The sequence below is a fragment of the Nocardioides sp. Soil805 genome, from assembly GCF_001429625.1.
Lineage (GTDB): Bacteria > Actinomycetota > Actinomycetes > Propionibacteriales > Nocardioidaceae > Nocardioides.
In genome coordinates, this window is the sequence record NZ_LMSU01000001.1 from 710563 (window position 1) to 728610 (window position 18048).

Annotated in this window: 16 protein-coding genes; 4 read left to right on the forward strand and 12 right to left on the reverse strand. The window is 72.5% G+C overall.

Translation table 11 applies throughout. The features are described from left to right. The first annotated feature begins 6 nt into the window (after positions 1-6). Entirely contained in the window at positions 7-1173 is a 1167-nt protein-coding gene (locus tag ASG94_RS03525; RefSeq protein WP_056925018.1) for an acyltransferase family protein, read from the forward strand. Here ASG94_RS03525 and ASG94_RS03530 read toward each other — a convergent pair. From ASG94_RS03530 to ASG94_RS03540, 3 genes are all read right to left on the reverse strand, one after another. Then, positions 1141-1956 (reverse strand): class I SAM-dependent methyltransferase, encoded by an 816-nt coding sequence (locus ASG94_RS03530; protein WP_056925019.1) that lies wholly within the window; start codon positions 1954-1956, stop codon positions 1141-1143. The two genes, ASG94_RS03525 and ASG94_RS03530, sit on opposite strands and share 33 nt — an antisense overlap. Before the next feature lie 78 nt (positions 1957-2034). Then, on the reverse strand, positions 2035-3825 hold the full coding sequence (locus tag ASG94_RS21950; protein WP_056925020.1) for a methyltransferase domain-containing protein: 1791 nt from the start codon (positions 3823-3825) through the stop codon (positions 2035-2037). After that, on the reverse strand, positions 3822-4745 hold the full coding sequence (locus ASG94_RS03540; protein ID WP_056925021.1) for a glycosyltransferase: 924 nt from the start codon (positions 4743-4745) through the stop codon (positions 3822-3824). Before ASG94_RS03540 ends, ASG94_RS21950 begins: the two co-directional genes overlap by 4 nt. A 181-nt stretch (positions 4746-4926) precedes the next feature. Here ASG94_RS03540 and ASG94_RS03545 point away from each other — a divergent pair, with 181 nt between their 5' ends. Further along, positions 4927-6093: an alpha/beta hydrolase family protein gene (locus tag ASG94_RS03545; RefSeq protein ID WP_082623900.1), complete on the forward strand. Its 1167-nt coding sequence runs from the start codon at positions 4927-4929 to the stop codon at positions 6091-6093. Between the two features lie 147 nt (positions 6094-6240). Further along, on the forward strand, positions 6241-6780 hold the full coding sequence (locus ASG94_RS21220; RefSeq protein WP_235537114.1) for a GIY-YIG nuclease family protein: 540 nt from the start codon (positions 6241-6243) through the stop codon (positions 6778-6780). Between the two features lie 54 nt (positions 6781-6834). Here the strand turns inward: ASG94_RS21220 and ASG94_RS03550 are convergent, their stop codons facing one another. Next, the gene (locus tag ASG94_RS03550) at positions 6835-8817 is read right to left on the reverse strand and encodes a TIGR03960 family B12-binding radical SAM protein (RefSeq protein WP_056925022.1); all 1983 of its coding nucleotides are present in this window, start codon (positions 8815-8817) and stop codon (positions 6835-6837) included. 100 nt (positions 8818-8917) lie between these two features. Between ASG94_RS03550 and ASG94_RS03555 the strand changes: the two genes are divergently transcribed. Beyond that, positions 8918-9952, forward strand: a complete 1035-nt coding sequence (locus ASG94_RS03555; protein WP_056925023.1) for an endonuclease/exonuclease/phosphatase family protein — start codon at positions 8918-8920, stop codon at positions 9950-9952. Positions 9953-9961: 9 nt separating this feature from the next. Here ASG94_RS03555 and rodA read toward each other — a convergent pair whose 3' ends face one another. The 8 genes from rodA to ASG94_RS03595 all read right to left on the reverse strand — a co-directional run bounded on the left by rodA (position 9962) and on the right by ASG94_RS03595 (position 18017). Then, complete coding sequence (gene rodA, locus ASG94_RS03560) at positions 9962-11155, reverse strand: rod shape-determining protein RodA (protein ID WP_056925024.1); 1194 nt, start codon at positions 11153-11155, stop codon at positions 9962-9964. After that, positions 11152-13290: a penicillin-binding protein 2 gene (gene mrdA, locus ASG94_RS03565; RefSeq protein ID WP_056926261.1), complete on the reverse strand. Its 2139-nt coding sequence runs from the start codon at positions 13288-13290 to the stop codon at positions 11152-11154. The genes rodA and mrdA overlap by 4 nt, the downstream gene beginning before the upstream one ends. Then, the gene (gene mreD / locus ASG94_RS03570; RefSeq protein WP_056925025.1) at positions 13290-13799 is read right to left on the reverse strand and encodes a rod shape-determining protein MreD; all 510 of its coding nucleotides are present in this window, start codon (positions 13797-13799) and stop codon (positions 13290-13292) included. The genes mrdA and mreD overlap by 1 nt, the downstream gene beginning before the upstream one ends. Positions 13800-13812: 13 nt before the next feature. Beyond that, positions 13813-14736: a rod shape-determining protein MreC gene (gene mreC / locus ASG94_RS03575; RefSeq protein ID WP_056925026.1), complete on the reverse strand. Its 924-nt coding sequence runs from the start codon at positions 14734-14736 to the stop codon at positions 13813-13815. Then, the gene (locus tag ASG94_RS03580) at positions 14736-15764 is read right to left on the reverse strand and encodes a rod shape-determining protein (protein WP_200958007.1); all 1029 of its coding nucleotides are present in this window, start codon (positions 15762-15764) and stop codon (positions 14736-14738) included. Before ASG94_RS03580 ends, mreC begins: the two co-directional genes overlap by 1 nt. Before the next feature lie 142 nt (positions 15765-15906). Then, positions 15907-16905 carry a hypothetical protein gene (locus ASG94_RS03585; RefSeq protein ID WP_056925027.1) on the reverse strand — a complete coding sequence of 333 codons (999 nt, stop codon included), beginning with the start codon at positions 16903-16905 and terminating at the stop codon, positions 15907-15909. Between the two features lie 4 nt (positions 16906-16909). Next, on the reverse strand, positions 16910-17329 hold the full coding sequence (gene ndk / locus ASG94_RS03590) for a nucleoside-diphosphate kinase (protein ID WP_056925028.1): 420 nt from the start codon (positions 17327-17329) through the stop codon (positions 16910-16912). Between the two features lie 10 nt (positions 17330-17339). Then, complete coding sequence (locus ASG94_RS03595) at positions 17340-18017, reverse strand: pyridoxamine 5'-phosphate oxidase family protein (protein ID WP_056925029.1); 678 nt, start codon at positions 18015-18017, stop codon at positions 17340-17342. Positions 18018-18048 lie beyond the last annotated feature (31 nt).

Genomic DNA, 18048 nt, shown 5'->3' on the forward strand with positions numbered 1-18048 from the left:
GAGCCCGTGACCGCACCTCCGCACGCCGACCGCTCCACGGCCGGCTCGGGGATCCTCCGCGGCGTGCGGCTGGGCGACCGGCTGGGCAGCCGCGACAACAACTTCGACCTGCTGCGTCTCTTCGCCGCCTGGGCCGTGCTGGTGTCGCACTCCTACTCCCTCGTCGGGCGCGACCAGCCGCTGCACCAGCTCGGCACCAGCCTGGGCAACCTCGGCGTCCTCGTCTTCTTCGCGGTCAGCGGCCTGCTGATCCGCCGCAGCTGGGAGTACGACCCGTCCCCGCGCGACTTCTGGATCAAGCGGGCGCTGCGCCTCATGCCGGCGCTGGCCCTCACCGCGGTGCTCACCGCGTTCGTGCTGGGTCCCCTAGTGAGCTCGCGCTCGCCGGCCAGCTACTTCACGTCCTGGGAGACGTGGCTCTACCCCTTCAAGCTGGTCCTGATGGTGCCGTTCGGCGCCCAGCTGCCGGGGGTCTTCGACGACACCGTGTACGCCGGCGCCGTCAACGGCTCGCTGTGGAGCCTGCCGGTCGAGGTGTTCGCCTACCTGATGGTCTTCGTGCTGGGCCTCGCCGGCCTGCTCGCCCGTCGCTGGGTGGTCGTGGCCGTCGCGGTCGCGAGCCTGGTGTGGGCAGCCTGGTGGGCGTCGACGATGTCGGAGGCCGTCGGGTCGGCCTACGTCCTGTCGGCCTTCGCGGTCGGCGCGGCGGCGTACACCTATCGCGACAGGGTCGTGCTGAGCACGCCGGTCGCGCTGGCCCTGGTGCTGCTGTGCACGGCCACCGGGTTCGGGCCGACCCCGGTGCGGATCGTCACGTGGACGGTGTCCGCGGTCTACCTCTCCTACTGGTTCGCCTACGCGGTGCCTCCGTTCGGACGCGCGATGACGCGCTTCGGGGACGCGTCGTACGGCGTCTACATCTGGGCGTTCCCGATCCAGCAGACGGTCGTCCACCTGGTCGGCACCGACACCCGTCCGTGGGTGGTGACGGGCATCGCGACGCCCGTCGTGTGGCTGCTGGCCATCGCCTCGTGGCGCTTCGTGGAGCGACCCGCCCTGCGGCACAAGCCGAGGCCCCGCACCCCCGCAGCCACGCCCGCTGCCGTCGACCCGCCGACGGAGCTCGTGGACCGCCCCTCCTCAGGACGCGGTCGGGTCCCCGGCGAGTCGTGACCGTACGGCGTCGTGGTCGCTCAGCAGCATCGAGTGGCGACGGTCTGCCAGGGACGCGAGGTGGCCCAGCCCGTAGCTCACGGCCGGGCGCTGCACGAGCGCCCGGGTGAGGGGGGAGAGTCGGCCCCGGTAGAAGAGGTGGACCAGGGAGCTGGTGACCACGCCGTCGAAGCCGAGGCGCTTGGCCAGCCGCTCGAGGGACCTCGGCGTGTAGAAGGTGATGTGCTGGCCGGACTCGAGGGCGTAGTAGTCCCAGTCCGTCGGCGCGGGTGCCGGGTCGGGCAGGACCTGGGTCGTGGTGAGCAGCCGGTCGGTGCTGGCGGCGAGTGGCGCGAGGGCGCCCACCGGGTCGGTGAGGTGCTCGAGCACCTCGAAGGCCGTGACCAGGTCGTAGCGCTCGGTGCCCGGGTCCGCGACGTCGTGGCCCTCGGCGAAGAGGTTGACGGCCATCGGGTCGTTGTGGACGAAGTCGTAGCCGCGGTCCCGCATGAGGCGGGTCAGGGTGCCGTACCCGCCGGCCCAGTCGAGGAACCGACCGCTCCGCAGGCGCTCGGACCGCAGCACGCTGGCGGTGACGCTGGCCAGGATCTGGCACCTGTCCAGCAGGCCCACGTCGAGCGTGGCGATCGCGTCGCCGTAGGCCTCCTCCAGCCAGGTCGGGTCCCACGCCATGACCAGGCCGCAGGCCGGGCAGCTCCCGTAGTCCACCTCGACGTGGCCCAGGACCCGGCCCCGGGCGAAGCGTTCGGTGGGCGTCTCGCAGGCCCGGCAGGGTGCGGTCAAGAGCTCTTCCTCCTTGGACGGGTCGTCATGACAGCCACGGCAGAGCCGGGCTCGCCTCGGTGACGGGCGCGACCTCGCTCAGCCGCGTCGTACCTTGGCGAGCAGCGCGCGGGCGCGCGTCCGCGGGCGCAGGCGCCGGCGCAGCGGCACCCGCTCGGGCCCTTGCTGCGGTGCGGCCGAGCGGGCCGCCCGTCGCTGGAGCTGGCCGATGCGCTTGGCCTGGGCGGCCTTGCGGTTCTCCAGCCGCTCGATGCGAGCGGCCTGGAGCTCGACGCGCTTGCGCAGCGTCCGCAGCTCGGAGAGCTCGCGGCGCAGCGTGCGCGTCTCCCCGGCCGGGAGCAGGAACGGGCGGGCGTCGATGCGCCGCTCTATCTCCCGCTGGTTCTGCGCCCACTCGCCGGGCGGGTGCGCCGTGCGCGACGACTCCCGCTTGTCCCACCAGCGGTAGATGGCGGTCCCCCGGTCGATGTCGGTCACCCCGGCGAGCTCGGCCGCCTGCAGCAGGAACTCCCAGTCCTCGGTCGTGGTCATCGAGTCGTCGTAGCGCAGTCCGAAGTCGGTGCACAGCGAGCGCGGGAAGACCCAGCCGATCGGCGGGGACTGGTTGGTGACCAGGTGCTCTGTGATCGAGAAGGTCGCGTTGTAGAGCGCCTTCGGCGCGGAGGTGGAGCGGATGCCGGGATGTCCGAGCACGGTGTCCACGGCGGCGTCCTGGCGCAGGGCGACGCACCGCAGGAGACGTCCGCCGTGCTCGCGCTCGGCGTCGGCGAACTCCTTCACCCAGTCGCCCATGACCAGGTCGTCGTCGTCGAAGATGGCCACGTAGCGACCGCGGGCGAGCTCGATGCCCCGGTTGATCGGGGCGGAGCGCTGGCCGCGGTCGAGGCGCTCGAAGCGGATCCGCTCGCGCAGCGACGGGGGCTGCTCGGCGATGATCTGCTCGACCGACTTCTGCTCCGCGACCTCCGTGCGGTGGCCCACGATGAGGACCTCGAAGTCCTGCACCGACTGCGCGGCCAGGCACAGCAGCGCCTCGCGCAGCTCCTGGGGGCGGCGCCCCTGGGTGCGCATGATGACGCTGAGGAAGACGTCCCCGGACTGCTCGCTCGGCTCGACGTACGCCGGGCCGGGCACGGGCGGTGCGGCGTTGAGGGCCCACACGAACTGGTTGGTGTAGCCGTGCGGCTCCGCCTTGGACCGGACCGCGCGCAGGTAGCCGGAGAAGGCCGTCACCTCGGACAGCGCGACGTGGTCGGTCGGGAAGTGCTGGTCGCTGCGGACGGTCACCACGTCGTGGGTGTCCAGCACGTTGAGCCCGGCCCGGCGCAGGGCGCGGCGCAGCGAGTCGTGGCTGTAGAGCTGGTGGTGGGTGATGTCGAGCAGCCCGGCCTCGGTGTAGTCCCACCGGCCCAGGAGCGCGGTGAGGCCCACGTCGAGGTGCGTGACGTTGGGGACGCTGGTGATCGCGACGGCCCGGTGCTCGGCCAGCAGGTCACCCAGCGCGGCCAGCACGTGGGACCCGTCGCCGAGGTGCTCGAGACCGTCCAGGAACGTCACCGACGCGAGCCGGCGCCCGTCGAGGACCTTGCGGAGGTGGTCACCGACCTCGGGGTCGGTGAGGTCGAGGACGTGCGCCTCGTGCCCGCGCGCGCGGACCGCGTCCAGCTCGGTCTCGGCGACGTCGACCCCCACGTAGTGCAGGCCGAACCGGTCGATGATCTGCTCGGCGACGTGGCCGAAGCCGCACGCGAGGTCCAGGTGCACCCCCTCCTGCCCCGGGGGCAGGTGTCGCTGCAGGAGGTCGAGGGTGTGCCCGTACTTGTTGTCGGGCTGGACCTCGTTGTCGTACTTGCGGAAGTCGTCGCTCACAGTGCGTACCTGTGCTTCGCGTAGCCGTACTTGACGAACGTCCCGATCTCGCGGTCGGGGTCCCTGGGCTCGACGAGGAGTCCCTTGCTCTGGCGGCGGCGGAACTCGGCGGCAGCCGCGCGCTGCGCAGGGACGTCGGAGGCGTCGTACATCTTGAGGATCCGCTTGAGCAGCCGCGGCCGGGACCACTTGTGCGCCATGAGCAGCGACGCCTCGGCGCTGTAGCGCACCTCGGCGTTGGTGGGCTGCCAGCGGGCGTCGGTGGTGAGGTACTTGTCGTGGAAGACCACGGCGGCGGGCTGGTAGACGACCGTGCGGTCGGCCTCGCGCACCCGCCACGAGTAGTCGACGTCGTCGCAGTACATGAAGAAGGTCTGGGCGTCGAAGCCCTCGAGCCGGGTGAACAGCTCGCTCGGCGTCATCGCGAAGGCCGTGGTGGCCCAGGACGTGAGTCCGGTGCCCGACGAGAAGTCCTTGGGGTGCTCGATCGGCAGCTGCTTGGCCTCGACGAAACCGACGGCCGGGTCGTCGAAGACGTCCAGCATCCGCCAGATGGCGCGCGGCTCCACCACCACGTCGGGGTTGGAGAAGATGAGGTAGTCCGCGTCGTCGCGCAGGGCGGCCATCTCGTTGTGGCCGCGGGCGGTCCCGACGTTCTCTGCGAACCAGTGGTAGCGGATCTCGTGCACGTGCGGGCACCGGGCCCGCAGCGCCTCGACGTCCTCGTCGCTGAGCACCCGCGTCGACGACCCGTCGCCCAGCGTCACGACGAAGCCGCGGCACGCGCCCTCCTCGAGACCGATGCGCGAGGAGTTGTCCAGTGCGTCCAGCATCCGCTCGATCGACTCGATCGGCGTGTGGAAGAGCAGGGTCTGGACGCTGATCACGACGGGTCGGCTCGGCCGCTGATCGTCCGGCACGTGTACCTCCTGGTCGGTGGACTGACCCGGCAACGGCGCACACACGACACGACCCCCTGCCAGCCGCGCCACACTATAACGGGGTGGGTCCGGGTCCCGAGGGAGCCCGGCGGGCCCGCGGGGGCGGTGTCCGGTTCACCCTCCCCCGTACCGTGGAGGGCCCGCCACGAGGAGTCCGGACATGACACTCCCGGTCGTACGCCGCCCCGTCCCGCTCGCGGCCGGGCTCGCCGTCTGGCTCGCGTCCGCGCTCCTGCTCGCCGGGTGCTCGAACGGCTCGCAGGCTCCCACCGGTGCGGGCGGGCCGGACACCGCGGAGTCCTCGGAGTCCTCGGCGACGTCGCCGGCTCCGTCCGGGCCGACCTCGGAGCCGACCGCGGGCTCCCCCTCGGACGACGCCGGCACGACGTCGACGCAGGATCCGACGCAGGAGCCCGCCAGGCCGCCCGACCCGGTGTCGGTGGCCGCGCTGTCCGCCGCCGAGCACACCGGTGACCGGCTCCGGCTGGGAGCCGTGCGCGAGCGGACGTCGGCCTACACGTCGTACGACGTGACCTATCGCGCGACGACCACCGACGACCGCGGCACCAGGCGCTTCACCATCAGCGGCGTGCTCAACGTGCCCACCGGCCGGGGCCCCTTCCCTGCGGTCGTGCTCGCCCACGGCTACATCGACCCGGCCTACTACGTGCGCGGCCAGGGCATGACCCGCGAGCGCGGGGTGCTGGCGAGCCGGGGCTACGTCGCGCTGCACGTCGACTACCGGGGGCACGCGGAGTCGACCGACGACCCGCGCTCGGACCGCGACCTGCGGCTGGGCTACTCCGCGGACGTGCTGGCGGCGGTCACGGCCCTGCGCGCGGCGCGGGGCGTGCCGGTCGACGACGACCGGGTGGCGCTCATGGGCCGCTCGATGGGCGGCGGGGTGGTGATGAAGGCGCTGGTGGCCGAGCCGGGGCTGGTGCAGGCGGCGGCGCTGTGGGCCTCGGTCTCCTCGCTCGAGGGCGAGAACTTCGACCAGTTCATCCGCCCCGACGGAGACGCCCGCCGTGACGCGATCGTGCGGGCCCACGGCCTGCCCGAGCGGCGCCCGGCCTTCTGGCGCGCCGTTTCCGCGCGCCCGTACCTCGACGAGGTCACCGAGCCGGTGCTCCTCGTCCACGGCAGGTACGACGACACCTGTCCCCCACGATGGGCGAGCGCCACGCAGCGTGCCATGCAGCGCGCGGGCGTCGACAGCACGCTCGCGTGGTACGACGACGGGCACGCCTTCGGCCCCGCGTTCACCGCCGCCATGGACCGCACGATCCGCTACCTCGACCAGGAGCTGGACGTCCGCCGCGGCTGACGCTCCGGACCTGACGCCCCCACGCCCGCCGGCCCCGCCGCTGGTTGAGCAGCGACGAGCGCAGCGAGGAGCGTGTCGAAACCAAGGCTCTCACCCGCGCCCGCCGGTCCCGCCGCTGGTTGAGCAGCGACGAGCGCAGCGAGGAGCGTGTCGAAACCGAGGCTCTCCACAGCGGCTGCCTGCCCTCTGGCGGCCGCAGGAGCACGACTCCACGATGGGGCGACGGCCTGGACCTACATCCTCGAGTGCTCCGACGGCTCGTTCTACGTCGGCAGCACTGTCGACCTGGAGCGGCGGGTCTCGCAGCACGACCTCGGCGAGGGGGCGGCGTACACCAGACGTCGACGCCCGGTCAGACTCGTCTGGGCGGCCCAGTTCGCCCGGATCGACGACGCCTACGCGTTCGAGAAGCAGGTGCAGGGCTGGCGCCGCGACAAGCGGATCGCGCTCATCGAGGGACGGTACGTCGACCTCCCCGTTCTGGCCCGTGGCTACTGGCGGAGACCACACAGCGCGGGCGAACGAGCTGATGCGGCAGGGTCCTTGGTTTCGACACGGCGCTGGCGCGCCTGCTCAACCAGCGGTCGCCAGTCCGCTCCGGCGCGGCTGCGGCAGGGGCCTTGGTTTCGACACGGCGCTGGAGCGCCTGCTCCACCAGCGGTCGCCAGTCCGCTCCGGCGCAGCTGAGGCAGGGTCCTTGGTTTCGACACGGCGCTGGCGCGCCTGCTCAACCAGCGGGCGTCAGACCACGCTGAGCGGCAGCAGCGTCTGGCCCGTGGGGCCGATCTGGATCTCGGTGCCCATCTCCGGGCACACGCCACAGTCGTAGCAGGGGGTCCAGCGGCAGTCCTCGACCTCGATGTCGGCGCCGTCGGCCGCGGCGAGCGCGTCCTCCCAGTCGGCCCACAGCCAGTCCTTGTCGAGGCCCGAGTCGAGGTGGTCCCAGGGCAGGACCTCGTCGTAGGTGCGCTCGCGGACGGTGTACCAGTCGATGTCGATCCCGGTGCCGGCGAGGCCGCGCTCGGTGGCCGCCATCCAGCGGTCGTAGGAGAAGTGCTCGCTCCAGCCGTCGAAGCGGCCGCCGTCGCGCCACACCTCCTCGATGATCCGACCCACCCGGCGGTCGCCGCGCGACAGCAGTCCCTCGACGATGCCGGGCTTGCCGTCGTGGTAGCGGAAGCCGATCGCGCGGCCGTAGCGCTTGTCCTCGCGCACGGTGTCGCGCAGCTTCTTGAGGCGGCTGTCGGTGGTCTCGTGGTCGAGCTGGGCCGCCCACTGGAACGGCGTGTGCGGCTTGGGCACGAACCCGCCGATCGACACCGTGCAGCGGATGTCGTTGTGGCCGGCGACCTCGCGGCCCTTGGCGATGACCCGCTTGGCGAGGTCGGCGACCTGGAGCACGTCCTCGTCGGTCTCGGTCGGCAGGCCGACCATGAAGTAGAGCTTCACCTGGCGCCAGCCGTGGGAGTACGCCGCGGCGACGGTGTTGATGAGGTCCTCCTCGGTGACCATCTTGTTGATCACCTTGCGCATCCGCTCGCTGCCGCCCTCGGGCGCGAACGTGAGGCCCGAGCGCCGGCCGTTGCGGGAGAACTCGTTGGCCAGCGAGATGTTGAAGGCGTCGACGCGGGTCGAGGGCAGCGACAGCGAGACGTTGGAGCCCTCGTAGCGGTCGGCCAGGCCCTTGGCGACCTCGCCGATCTCGGTGTGGTCGGCACTGGAGAGCGACAGCAGGCCGACCTCCTCGAAGCCGGACATGCGGATGCCGTTCTCGACCATGTCGCCGATCGTCTCGATCGAGCGCTCGCGCACCGGGCGGGTGATCATGCCGGCCTGGCAGAAGCGGCAGCCGCGGGTGCAGCCGCGGAAGATCTCGACGCTGAAGCGCTCGTGGACCGTCTCGGCGAGCGGGACCAGCGGCTTGGCGGGGTAGGGCCACGCATCGAGGTCCATCAGCGTGTGCTTGCGGACCCGGAACGGGATGCCCGGCTTGTTGGGCACGACGGCCTCGATGGTGCCGTCGGCGGCGTACACGACGTCGTAGAACTTCGGGACGTAGACGCCGCCGCTGACCGCGAGGCGCCGCAGCAGCTCGTCACGGCCGCCGGGACGTCCCTCGGTCTTCCACTCGCGCACGACCTCGGAGATCGCGAGCACGACCTCCTCGCCGTCGCCGAGCACGGCCGCGTCGATGAAGTCGGCGATCGGCTCGGGGTTGAAGGCCGCGTGGCCGCCGGCGAGCACGATCGGCTCGTCGTCGCCGCGGTCGACCGCGTGCAGGGCGATGCCGGCGAGGTCGAGGGCGTTGAGCATGTTGGTGTAGCCGAGCTCGGTGGAGAAGGAGAGGCCGAGCACGTCGAAGGCCCGCACCGGGCGGTGGCTGTCGACGGTGAACTGCGGGATGCCGTCCTCGCGCATGACGGCCTCCATGTCGGGCCACACGGCGTAGGTGCGCTCGGCCACGATCCAGTCGCGCTCGTTGAGCACCTCGTAGAGGATCTGGACGCCCTGGTTGGGCAGGCCGACCTCGTAGGCGTCGGGGTACATCAGGGCCCAGCGGACCGTCTCGCCCCCGGCCTCGGACTCGGCCGCGCAGTCCCAGGACTTCACGGTGGAGTTGAGCTCGCCGCCGACGTACTGGATCGGCTTCTGGACCGACGGGAGGCGGGACTCCAGCAGCGGGAAGACCGACGCCGGGGTGGACGCGGAGGTGGAGACGGACACGGGGAGACACCTCGGTGAGTCGGGGGACGGACCAGCCCTCAAGGGTACGCCGCACGGGCCGGTGTCGGAAAAGTGAGGAGCGGGCGTGCACACTTCTCACGTGACGAGACGGGAGCAGCTGGTGCGTGCCGCGCTGCTGCTGCTCGTGCTGGGGGTGGTCGTGGCCCTCGTCGTCGTCGACCGCCGTAGGGGTGACGACCTGCCCGAGGGTGTCGACCCCGCGGCACCGACACCGCGCCCGACCTTCACCGTCGACACCCGAGAGCCCTCCGCCGGCGCCACCACCGACGCGGGGGGCCGCACGCCCGGCAGGGGCGGGACCCGGAAGCCGGGCAGGACACCCCGCACCGAGGCGCCCGAGGAGGTCCCGACGCCTCCGCCGGACATCGAGGCGATCGCCTGCCGCAAGCTCCAGGAGTCGGTCGACGTCCGGGTCGTGTCGTTCAACACCCACCGGTCCTTCGGCGGCATCGCCACCGTCGCGCAGGAGATCCGCTCCCTGGAGCCCGACGTCGTGCTGCTCCAGGAGGTCGACCGCTTCCACGGCCGCACCGGCGGGATCGACCAGGTCGCCTACTTCGCCGACGCGCTGGGCATGCAGGGCACCTTCAGCCCCAACGTCGTGCAGGGCAGCGGCCAGTACGGCACCGCGATCCTCTCCCGCTTCGACATCCTCGACTCCGGGCGCTTCCCGCTGCCGAACGCGGCCGGTGGCGAGCCCCGCGGGCTGCAGTGGGCCGGCCTGGAGATCGGCGGCCAGGAGGTGCGGGTCTACAACACCCACCTGCAGAACAAGCTGGTCGGCCTGCGCGAGTCCCAGGGACGCTACGTCGCCGGGATCCTGGCCGGGGAGGAGGCGCCGACGATCCTCGGCGGCGACATGAACGCCACGGCCAACACCCCGACCGTGGGACCGCTGCTCGCCCACCTGGTCGACGCCTGGCCCCTGGCGGGCTCCGGCCCGGAGGGCACCGGCCCCAACGGCTCACGCATCGACTTCGTCATGGCCAGCCCCACCCTGACGCCCCAGCGCGCGCAGGTGCTGCGCTCGAGCGTCTCGGACCACGCGCGGGTCTTCGTCGACTACGTCGTGCCGGCCTCGACCGACTGCCCGACGCGCACGCGCAAGGGCTGAGCACGCGGCTCAGCGGCCGGCCAGCACCCGCGGGCTCGCGAGGAACCGGGTCGGCAGCGGCGCGGAGGCCCGCAGGTGGATGTTCTGCAGCAGCCCGAGCGCGAGCATGCCCGCGAACATCGACGACCCGCCGTACGACACGAAGGGCAGGGGCACGCCGGTGACCGGCATGATCCCCAGGCACATGCCGACGTTCTGGAAGGCCTGGAAGCCGAACCAGCAGGCGATGCCGGCCGCGGCGACCCGGCCGAAGACGTCGTCGGTGTCCGCCGCGATGGCCAGCGCGCGCCAGATGACGATGCCCAGCAGGGCGATGACCAGCCCGGCCCCGACGAGCCCGAGCTCCTCGCCGGCGACGGTGAAGATGAAGTCGGTGTGCTGCTCGGGCACGAACCCCGAGCGGGTCTGCGACCCCTCGAAGAGGCCCTGGCCGAAGAGCCCGCCGTTGCCGACGGCGATCCGGGCCTGCTCGGTGTTGTAGCCGGCCCCACGCGGGTCGAGCCCGGGGTTGGTGAAGGCCATGAAGCGGTCGACCTGGTAGTCCTTGAGGACCCCGGCCGCCACCCCGACCGCCGCGCCGCCGACGCCGACGAGGGTGAGCCCGACCAGCCAGCGCCGGGCCGCGCCGGCCACGGCCAGCACGCCGAAGACGGTCGCGGAGAGCACCAGCATGGTGCCGAGGTCGGGCTGGAGCAGGATCAACGCGGCCGGGACGCCGGCGATGAGCAGCATCCCCACCACCTCGGGGGTCTTGACGCCGCGGCGCCAGCGGCCCTCGCTGCGCTCGGCGACGAGCAGCGCCATGCCGATCACCACGGCCAGCTTGGCGAACTCCGACGGCTGGATGGACATGCCGCCCACCTGCAGCCACGAGCGCGAGCCGTTGATGGTGCTGCCCGCGACGAGCACGCCGAGGAGGCCGATGATCGAGCCGAGGTAGACGAGCGGCGCCAGGATCCGCACCCAGCGGTGGTCGGTGGCCATCACCATCACCATCAGCACCAGGCCGATGGCGACGTTGACCAGCTGCTTGCGCAGGTACGCCGTGGCGTCGCCGCCGGTCAGGTCCGCACGCGTCGAGGTGGCCGACCACACCAGCAGGGTGCCGATGGCGACCAGGCCCAGGGCCGCGCCCATCAGCAGCCAGTCGAGGCCGGGGGCGCGCAGGGCGGGCCGGCCGGCGGCCGCGGTGCCGGTCCTCACGAGAGACCTCCCGTCCCGGCCACGGCGGGCGGCAGGATGGAGCCGTCGTCGAGGAAGTTCGGCAGCTTCGTCGGGGACACGACTCCGGGGATGGCGGCGGTGCGGGGCTTCACGGTCTCGCCGTCCACGCCGTACAGCGCCTCCCAGATCTTGCGGACGCCCTCACCGACAGAGCCGGAGCCCGTCCCCGCCTGGCTCATCATCATCACCACGACGTAGTCGTCGGTGTAGGACGCGACCCAGCCGGTCGACTGCTTGCCGTAGACCTCCGCCGACCCCGTCTTGGAGCGCACGACGACGTCGTCGAGGGGGAAGCCGCCCATCTTCCAGGCCATCGTGCCGACCCGGGTGACGCCCTTGAGCGCCTCGTCGATGTAGTCGAGGTCCTTCTTCGGCACGTGCACCGAGCCGGTACGCCGCGGCCTGAAGCGCTGCAGCACCTCGCCGTCCGGGCTCACCAGCGCCTTGGCCACGGTCGGCGCGTAGAGCGTGCCGCCGTTGGCGAGGGCGCCGTACGCGCGGGCCAGCTGGAGGGGCGTGACGATCGTGTCGCCCTGGCCGATCGCGAAGTTGGCCGCGTCACCGGCCCGGTAGGCGAACCCGTCGATGCAGAACTCGCGGGAGAACTGGTAGACGAAGTCGCTGGTCTTGGCGTCCTGCGGCTTGTCCGCGATCCCGCAGTAGTAGTCCTTCATGGACTCGTAGTAGTCGCGCTTCCAGTGCCGGTCGGCGATGCGGCCCGGCGCCTCGCCGGGGATGTCGATGCCGGTGCGGGTGCCGAAGCCGAAGGTCTGGGCCTCCTCGACGAGCGGGTCGCGGGCGTCCACGTCGGCCTCGTCGCTGCCGAACTTCTGCCAGTAGCGGTAGCCGATCTGGTAGAAGAACGTGTTGCAGGAGACCTCGAGCGCCTTGGCGAAGCCCACCGCCCCGCCGACCGCGTCGGACTCGTGGTTGTGGAAGACCCGGTTGCCGATCTGGACGCCCGAGGGGCAGGTGAGGGTGCTGTCGGTGCGGTAGCCGTTGGTGAGGGCGCCGGCGGTCATGATCGGCTTCCACGTCGAGCCGGGGGCGAACTGGCCCTGGGTGGCGCGGGAGAGCAGCGGCGTGCCGGCCTGCTCGGAGTAGAGCCGCTCGAGCTCGCCGTTGCTGATCCCGCCGACCCACACGCCCGGGTCGTACGTCGGCTGGCTGGCCATCGCGACGACCCGCCCGGTCTTGGCCTCGAGCACGACCGCGGCGCCGGAGTCGGCCTCGTAGTTGCGGCCCGTCACCGGGTCGAAGGTGGCGCGCTGGATCTTGATCCGCTCGGCCAGCGCCTTCTCCACCACGCTCTGCACCTTGGCGTCGATCGAGGTGACGAGGGTGTCGCCGGGGGTGCTCTCCACCGTCGAGTCGTCGCCGAGGACGCGGCCCATCGAGTCGACCGCGACGCGGCGGTAGCCGGGCAGGCCGCGCAACCACTCGTCGTACTGCTTCTCGACGCCGGCGCGACCCACCGACGAGCCGCCGTTGAGGGACTGGTCGTCGGCGTCCTGCGCGGCGTCGTACTCGTCCTCGGTGATCGGGCTGAGGTAGCCGAGCACGTGGGCGAGGTTGATGCCGTAGGGCTTCGGGTAGGCGCGCACGCTCTGCTGCTCAGCGACCACGCCCGGGTAGTCCTCGGGCTGCTCGAGCACGCGCAGCGCGACGTCCTTGGAGACGTCGGTGGCCACCGGGACCGGCTGGTACGGCGAGCCGTTCCAGCAGGTGCCCCGGATGCTGCCGTCGTGGCCGCAGGTCACCAGGCGCTGCTCGATGGCCTCGGAGGTCTCCCCCACCACCACCGACACGCGACGCACCAGCTCGGTGCGCTGCCGGTCGGTCATCTTGTCCATCAGGTTGCGGTCCATGGAGATGACCCACGACGTGCGGTTGGCGACCAGGGGGCGGCCCTGGTCGTCGACGATCAGGCCGCGCTGGGGCTGCACCACGATGTCGCGCACCGACTGGTCGGCGGCCATCGCCTGGTAGTCGTCGCCGCCGACGACCTGGAGGTAGTAGAGGCGCACGAAGAGCGTGGCGAAGAGCGAGAAGACCAGGGCCTGCACGACCACCAGGCGCAGCCGGCTGCGCTGCGATCCGTTCGACGTCCCCATCAGGCCGACGCCCACCGCGGGTCGAGCCGGCCGAAGAGCTTCATCAGCGGGGGCAGCACGAACGGGGTCAGCAGCACGTCCCACACGACGGCGACCACGATGACCCGCAGCAGCTCGGCGACCGACCAGGCGTCGCCCAGCAGCAGCCCGGTGAGCGCGAAGATCGAGGTCCCGATGAAGGACGCCGCCGCGACCGTGCCGACGACCGCCACGGCCGTGGGCCGCACGTCCTGCCGCACCCGGGCCGCCAGGAAGGCGACCACGGTCAGCGCCAGCGCCCAGCGCCCGGCCACGTGGTCGGCCGGCGGGGCGAGGTCGAGCGCGACGCCGGCCGCGAAGCCCAGCAGCAGCGCCGAGGGCGCGTCGATGGTCAGCGCGGCCGCGACCACGACGAGCAGGCACAGGTTGGGCACGATCCCCTGCCACGCCAGGTGCGGGAAGAGCGAGACCTGGAGCACGAGCGCGACGACGACCGCCGCGAGGGCGACGAGGGCACGGAGGCGGTTCATCGCTGCACCTCCTTCATCGCAGGGCCCCGTCGGCCTCGACCACGGCGCGGTCGCTGGTGGTGCCGGTGGGCACCATCACGCCCACGACGTCGAGGGCGGAGAAGTTGACGAAGGGCTTGATGACCGCGCGCTGGGAGGTCTCGAGCAGGCTGCTGTAGACCTCGGTGACCTCACCGATCGGTACGCCGCGCTCGTACGGGCCGCTCGTGCTGCCCCAGGTCACGACGGTGTCGTGCTCGGCGGGGACGACCGCGTCGTCGACCAGGCGCAGGTCTAGCCCCCCGTCGTCGGCCAGCGAGCCACGGCCGTGGACGAAGCCGATCTCCATGCTCGAGCCGACCCGGCCACCGACGATGGACTCGGTGTCGGTGACGAGCAGGACGGTGGCGGTCGAGCGGGTCACGCGCAGCACCCGGCCCACCAGGCCGTCGTTGTTGACCACCGTCATGTCCGGGCCGATCCCGGCCTGCGAGCCGGCGTCGATGGTCACGGTGTTGCTGAAGGACTGCGAGGGACCCACCGCGACCACCCGGGCCGGGACCAGCGCCTGGCCAAGGTCCTGGGCGGCCTGGGTCAGCCCGTCGTACGACTCGAGGCGGTTGCGGTCGAAACCGGCGGTCGCGACCTCGTTGCGCAGGGCGGAGTTCTCGGCCTGGAGGTCACGGATCTCGTCGCTCAGCGCACCCTGGCTGCGCAGCCAGGAGGGCACGGAGGTGAAGGGGCGCACGACCGTGGCGGTGACCGACTCCACGGGACCGAAGGCCTCGCCGACCGCGCGCCGGGCCGGCTCCATGGCCGAGTCCGGGCCGCCGTGGTAGTCGAGGGTGATCAACGTGACGCTGGCCAGCAGCAGCGCGACGAACAGCGAGCGCGGCGGCCGGTTGCGGGCGTCGAGGCGGTCCAGGCCGCGCCAGCGCCGCTCACGGGTGTCGGCCATCAGTAGCGCCTCGGGTCGGAGACGAGCACCTGCTGGAGGGCCTCGAACTCCTCGACGCACTTGCCGGCGCCGTAGGCGACCGACGACAGCGGGTCCTCGGCGACGTGGACCGGCATCCCGGTCTCGTGGCGCAGCCGCTCGTCGAGGCCGCGGAGCAGGGCGCCGCCACCGGTCAGCACGATGCCGCGGTCCATGATGTCGCCGGCCAGCTCGGGCGGCGTCTGGTCGAGGGTGCCGCGGACGGCGTCGATGATGTTGTGCAGCGGCTCCTCGAGGGCCTGGCGGACCTCGGCGCTGGAGACCACGACGGTGCGGGGCAGGCCCGAGACCATGTCGCGGCCGCGGATCTCGGCCTCCGGCTCGGTGGGGAGCGGGAAGGCCGACCCGAGGGTCATCTTCATCTCCTCGGCGGTGCGCTCCCCCAGCATCAGGGAGTACTCCTTCTTCATCCACGCGATGATCGCCTGGTCGAGGTCGTCGCCGGCGGTGCGGACGCTCATGCTGGTGACGATGCCGCCGAGGCTGATGACCGCGACCTCGGTGGTGCCGCCGCCGACGTCGACGACCATGTTGCCGGTCGCCTCGTGCACGGGCAGCCCGGCGCCGATCGCGGCGGCCATCGGCTCCTCGACGATGTAGACCTTGCGGGCGCCGGCCTGGTAGCCGGCCTCCTTGACGGCGCGCTGCTCCACCGCGGTGATGCCGCTGGGCACGCAGATGACCATCCGCGGCTTGGCGAAGTAGCGGCGCCGGTGCACCTGCTGGATGAAGTAGCGCAACATCTGCTCGGTCGCCTCGAAGTCGGCGATGACGCCGTCCTTGAGCGGGCGGATGGCGGTGATGTTGTCGGGGGTGCGCCCGATCATCCGCTTGGCCTCGTGACCGACCGCGAGCACCTCGCCGGTGCTGGCGTTCATGGCCACGACCGACGGCTCGTCGAGCACGACGCCCTTGCCGCGGACGTACACCAGCGTGTTGGCGGTGCCGAGGTCCACGGCCATGTCGCGGCCGATGAGACTGTGTGCCATTGCGCTGCCTCTTGTGCTCGCGTGTCGAAACACTGCGGGTCGGGGAAGGAGCCGACACCCGGGTCGCCGGCCCACGCTCAGGGTAGGTAGCGCGACGCCCCCTTCCCGGGAGGACACGCGCGGCGTGTGGGACCGGTCCGGCTCAGAGGTCGCAGGTCGCCGGTCCGCCGTCCTCGACGGCCTCCCGGTCGAGGCGCAGCAGCCGCGGCACGAGGGCCCCCTCGGGGTCGCGGTACGGCGGGGCGCTGGCCTCACTGACGGCCCAGATGCTCCGGCGATCGACCACGAGGTCCTCCGCGCCGGGCACGAAGTCGCGGGGCGGGCCACCGGGGCGCACGACCCCGCAGGCGATCCCCGACGACACCGCCCACGAGATCCCGGCCCGGGTGAACGCCAGCCCCTGGAGCCTCGCCGGCACGCGCGTGGAGCGGCGCATGGCGACCTGACCGGCGCCGGCGCCGTCCTCCACCAGGGTGGTGACGCCGGGCCGCAGCAGCGCCGACTCGTCGTACCAGCGGGCCCGGCCGGGGCCGTCGGGCCGGTAGCCGGCGATCACCAGGCGCCCGCGGGTCGCCGCCGTCGTCGAGCCGCGGACGCCCTCACCGAGCTGCCACACGCGCAGGACCGGGGCGCCGTCGAGGCGCTCGGGGTCGAGGAGCCACAGCCGCGAGGTCTCGACCACCCACAACCCGGCCCCGGTGAGCGCCGCACCCCCACCGTGGCGGCAGTACGCCGTGCGGCCCGGGCTGCCGGGCGGGTCGAGGCGGGCGGCGAAGGCGCGGGTCTCCCCCGACGGCAGCGCTACGGCCGCCACCTGGCAGGGCTTGCTGCCGACCTCGCCCGACCGGTGGCCCACGACGTACGCCGTCGAGGCGGCGACCTCGAGGCCCTGCGGGACGAAGTCGTCGGGGAGGTCGAGCCACCACGCGTCGCAGACCGCGTCGTCGGCGCGGTACTCGCGCAGGCTGCCGTGCGGCTCGCCCGGCTCCGGACCGCGGACCTCGTCGTGGGCGACGCCGTCGCAGCCGTCGAGGCGGGCGACCCGGGTGGTGCCCGGCTCGGGGCCGGACGGGGAGGACGTACAGGCGCCGAGGCCCAGCACCGATCCGGCGAGCAGCCCGACGACCAGTGAGCGCCTCACGCGATCAGAGTCCCGGGAACCAGATGCCGATCTCGCGGGCGGCGGACTCGGGCGAGTCGGAGCCGTGGACGAGGTTCTGCTGGACCTTCTCGCCCCAGTCGCGACCCAGGTCGCCCCGGATGGTGCCGGGGGCGGCGGTCGTCGGGTCGGTCGTGCCGGCCAGCGCGCGGAAGCCCTCGATGCAGCGCTCGCCCTCGAGCACCATGGCGGCGACGGGGCCGGAGAGCATGAACTCCACCAGCGGCTCGTAGAAGGGCTTGCCCTCGTGCTCGGCGTAGTGCTCGGCGAGCAGCTCGCGGGAGGCCGGCCGGAGCTCGAGCGCGACGAGGCGGTAGCCCTTCGCCTCGATGCGACGGATCACCTCACCGGTGAGGCCTCGGCGGACACCGTCCGGCTTGACGAGGACGAGAGAACGCTCAGTCATGGCCCGGAGCCTATCCGGCACCGAGGGCCACCGCGCGTGCGGTCACGTCGGACGGCACCTGCCCTCGCGCGTCGGCGTCCGGGACCGGCGCCCCGGCCACCCGGCGGATCGGCACGTGCCCGCCCCAGGTGCCGGTCGCGACGTCCTCGGGCTCGTCCCCCGGACCACCGGCGCGCTCCTTCATCGACGCCTCGTGCAGCGGTACGGCGAGCACGGCGGTCGCCGCGAGCTCCTTGCGGGTGCTGGCCCGCAGGGTGGCCGAGCGGCCCGGGACCATGTGGTCGACGATCAGGTCGAGCGCGTGCTGGCGCTCGTCGAGGTCGTCCACGAGACGGGCCGTGCCGATGACCACCGCGGACCGGTAGTTCATGGAGTGGTGGAAGGCCGAGCGTCCCGCCACCAGCCCGTCCAGCTCGGTCGCCGTCACGCACACCGGGGCGCCGGGTGCGGCCCGCAACCAGCCGGCGGCGACGGACCCGTGGAGGTAGAGCGTGCCGTCCTCGTCGGGCCCGTCGGCGTCCACGCCGAAGGCCGACGGCAGGACGAGCGGGTGGTCGCCGACCCGGAGCCCCACGTGCACCACGAGGGCGTCCTCGAGCAGCGCCATCAGCCGCTCACGCTCGGCGACCGCTCGGTTGCGTCCCCGGTTCGTGCGGGTGCGGTCGGTGGGCTCCAGCGGCGTGCTCATGTGACCATGGTGGGCGACGGGTGGCCTGCGC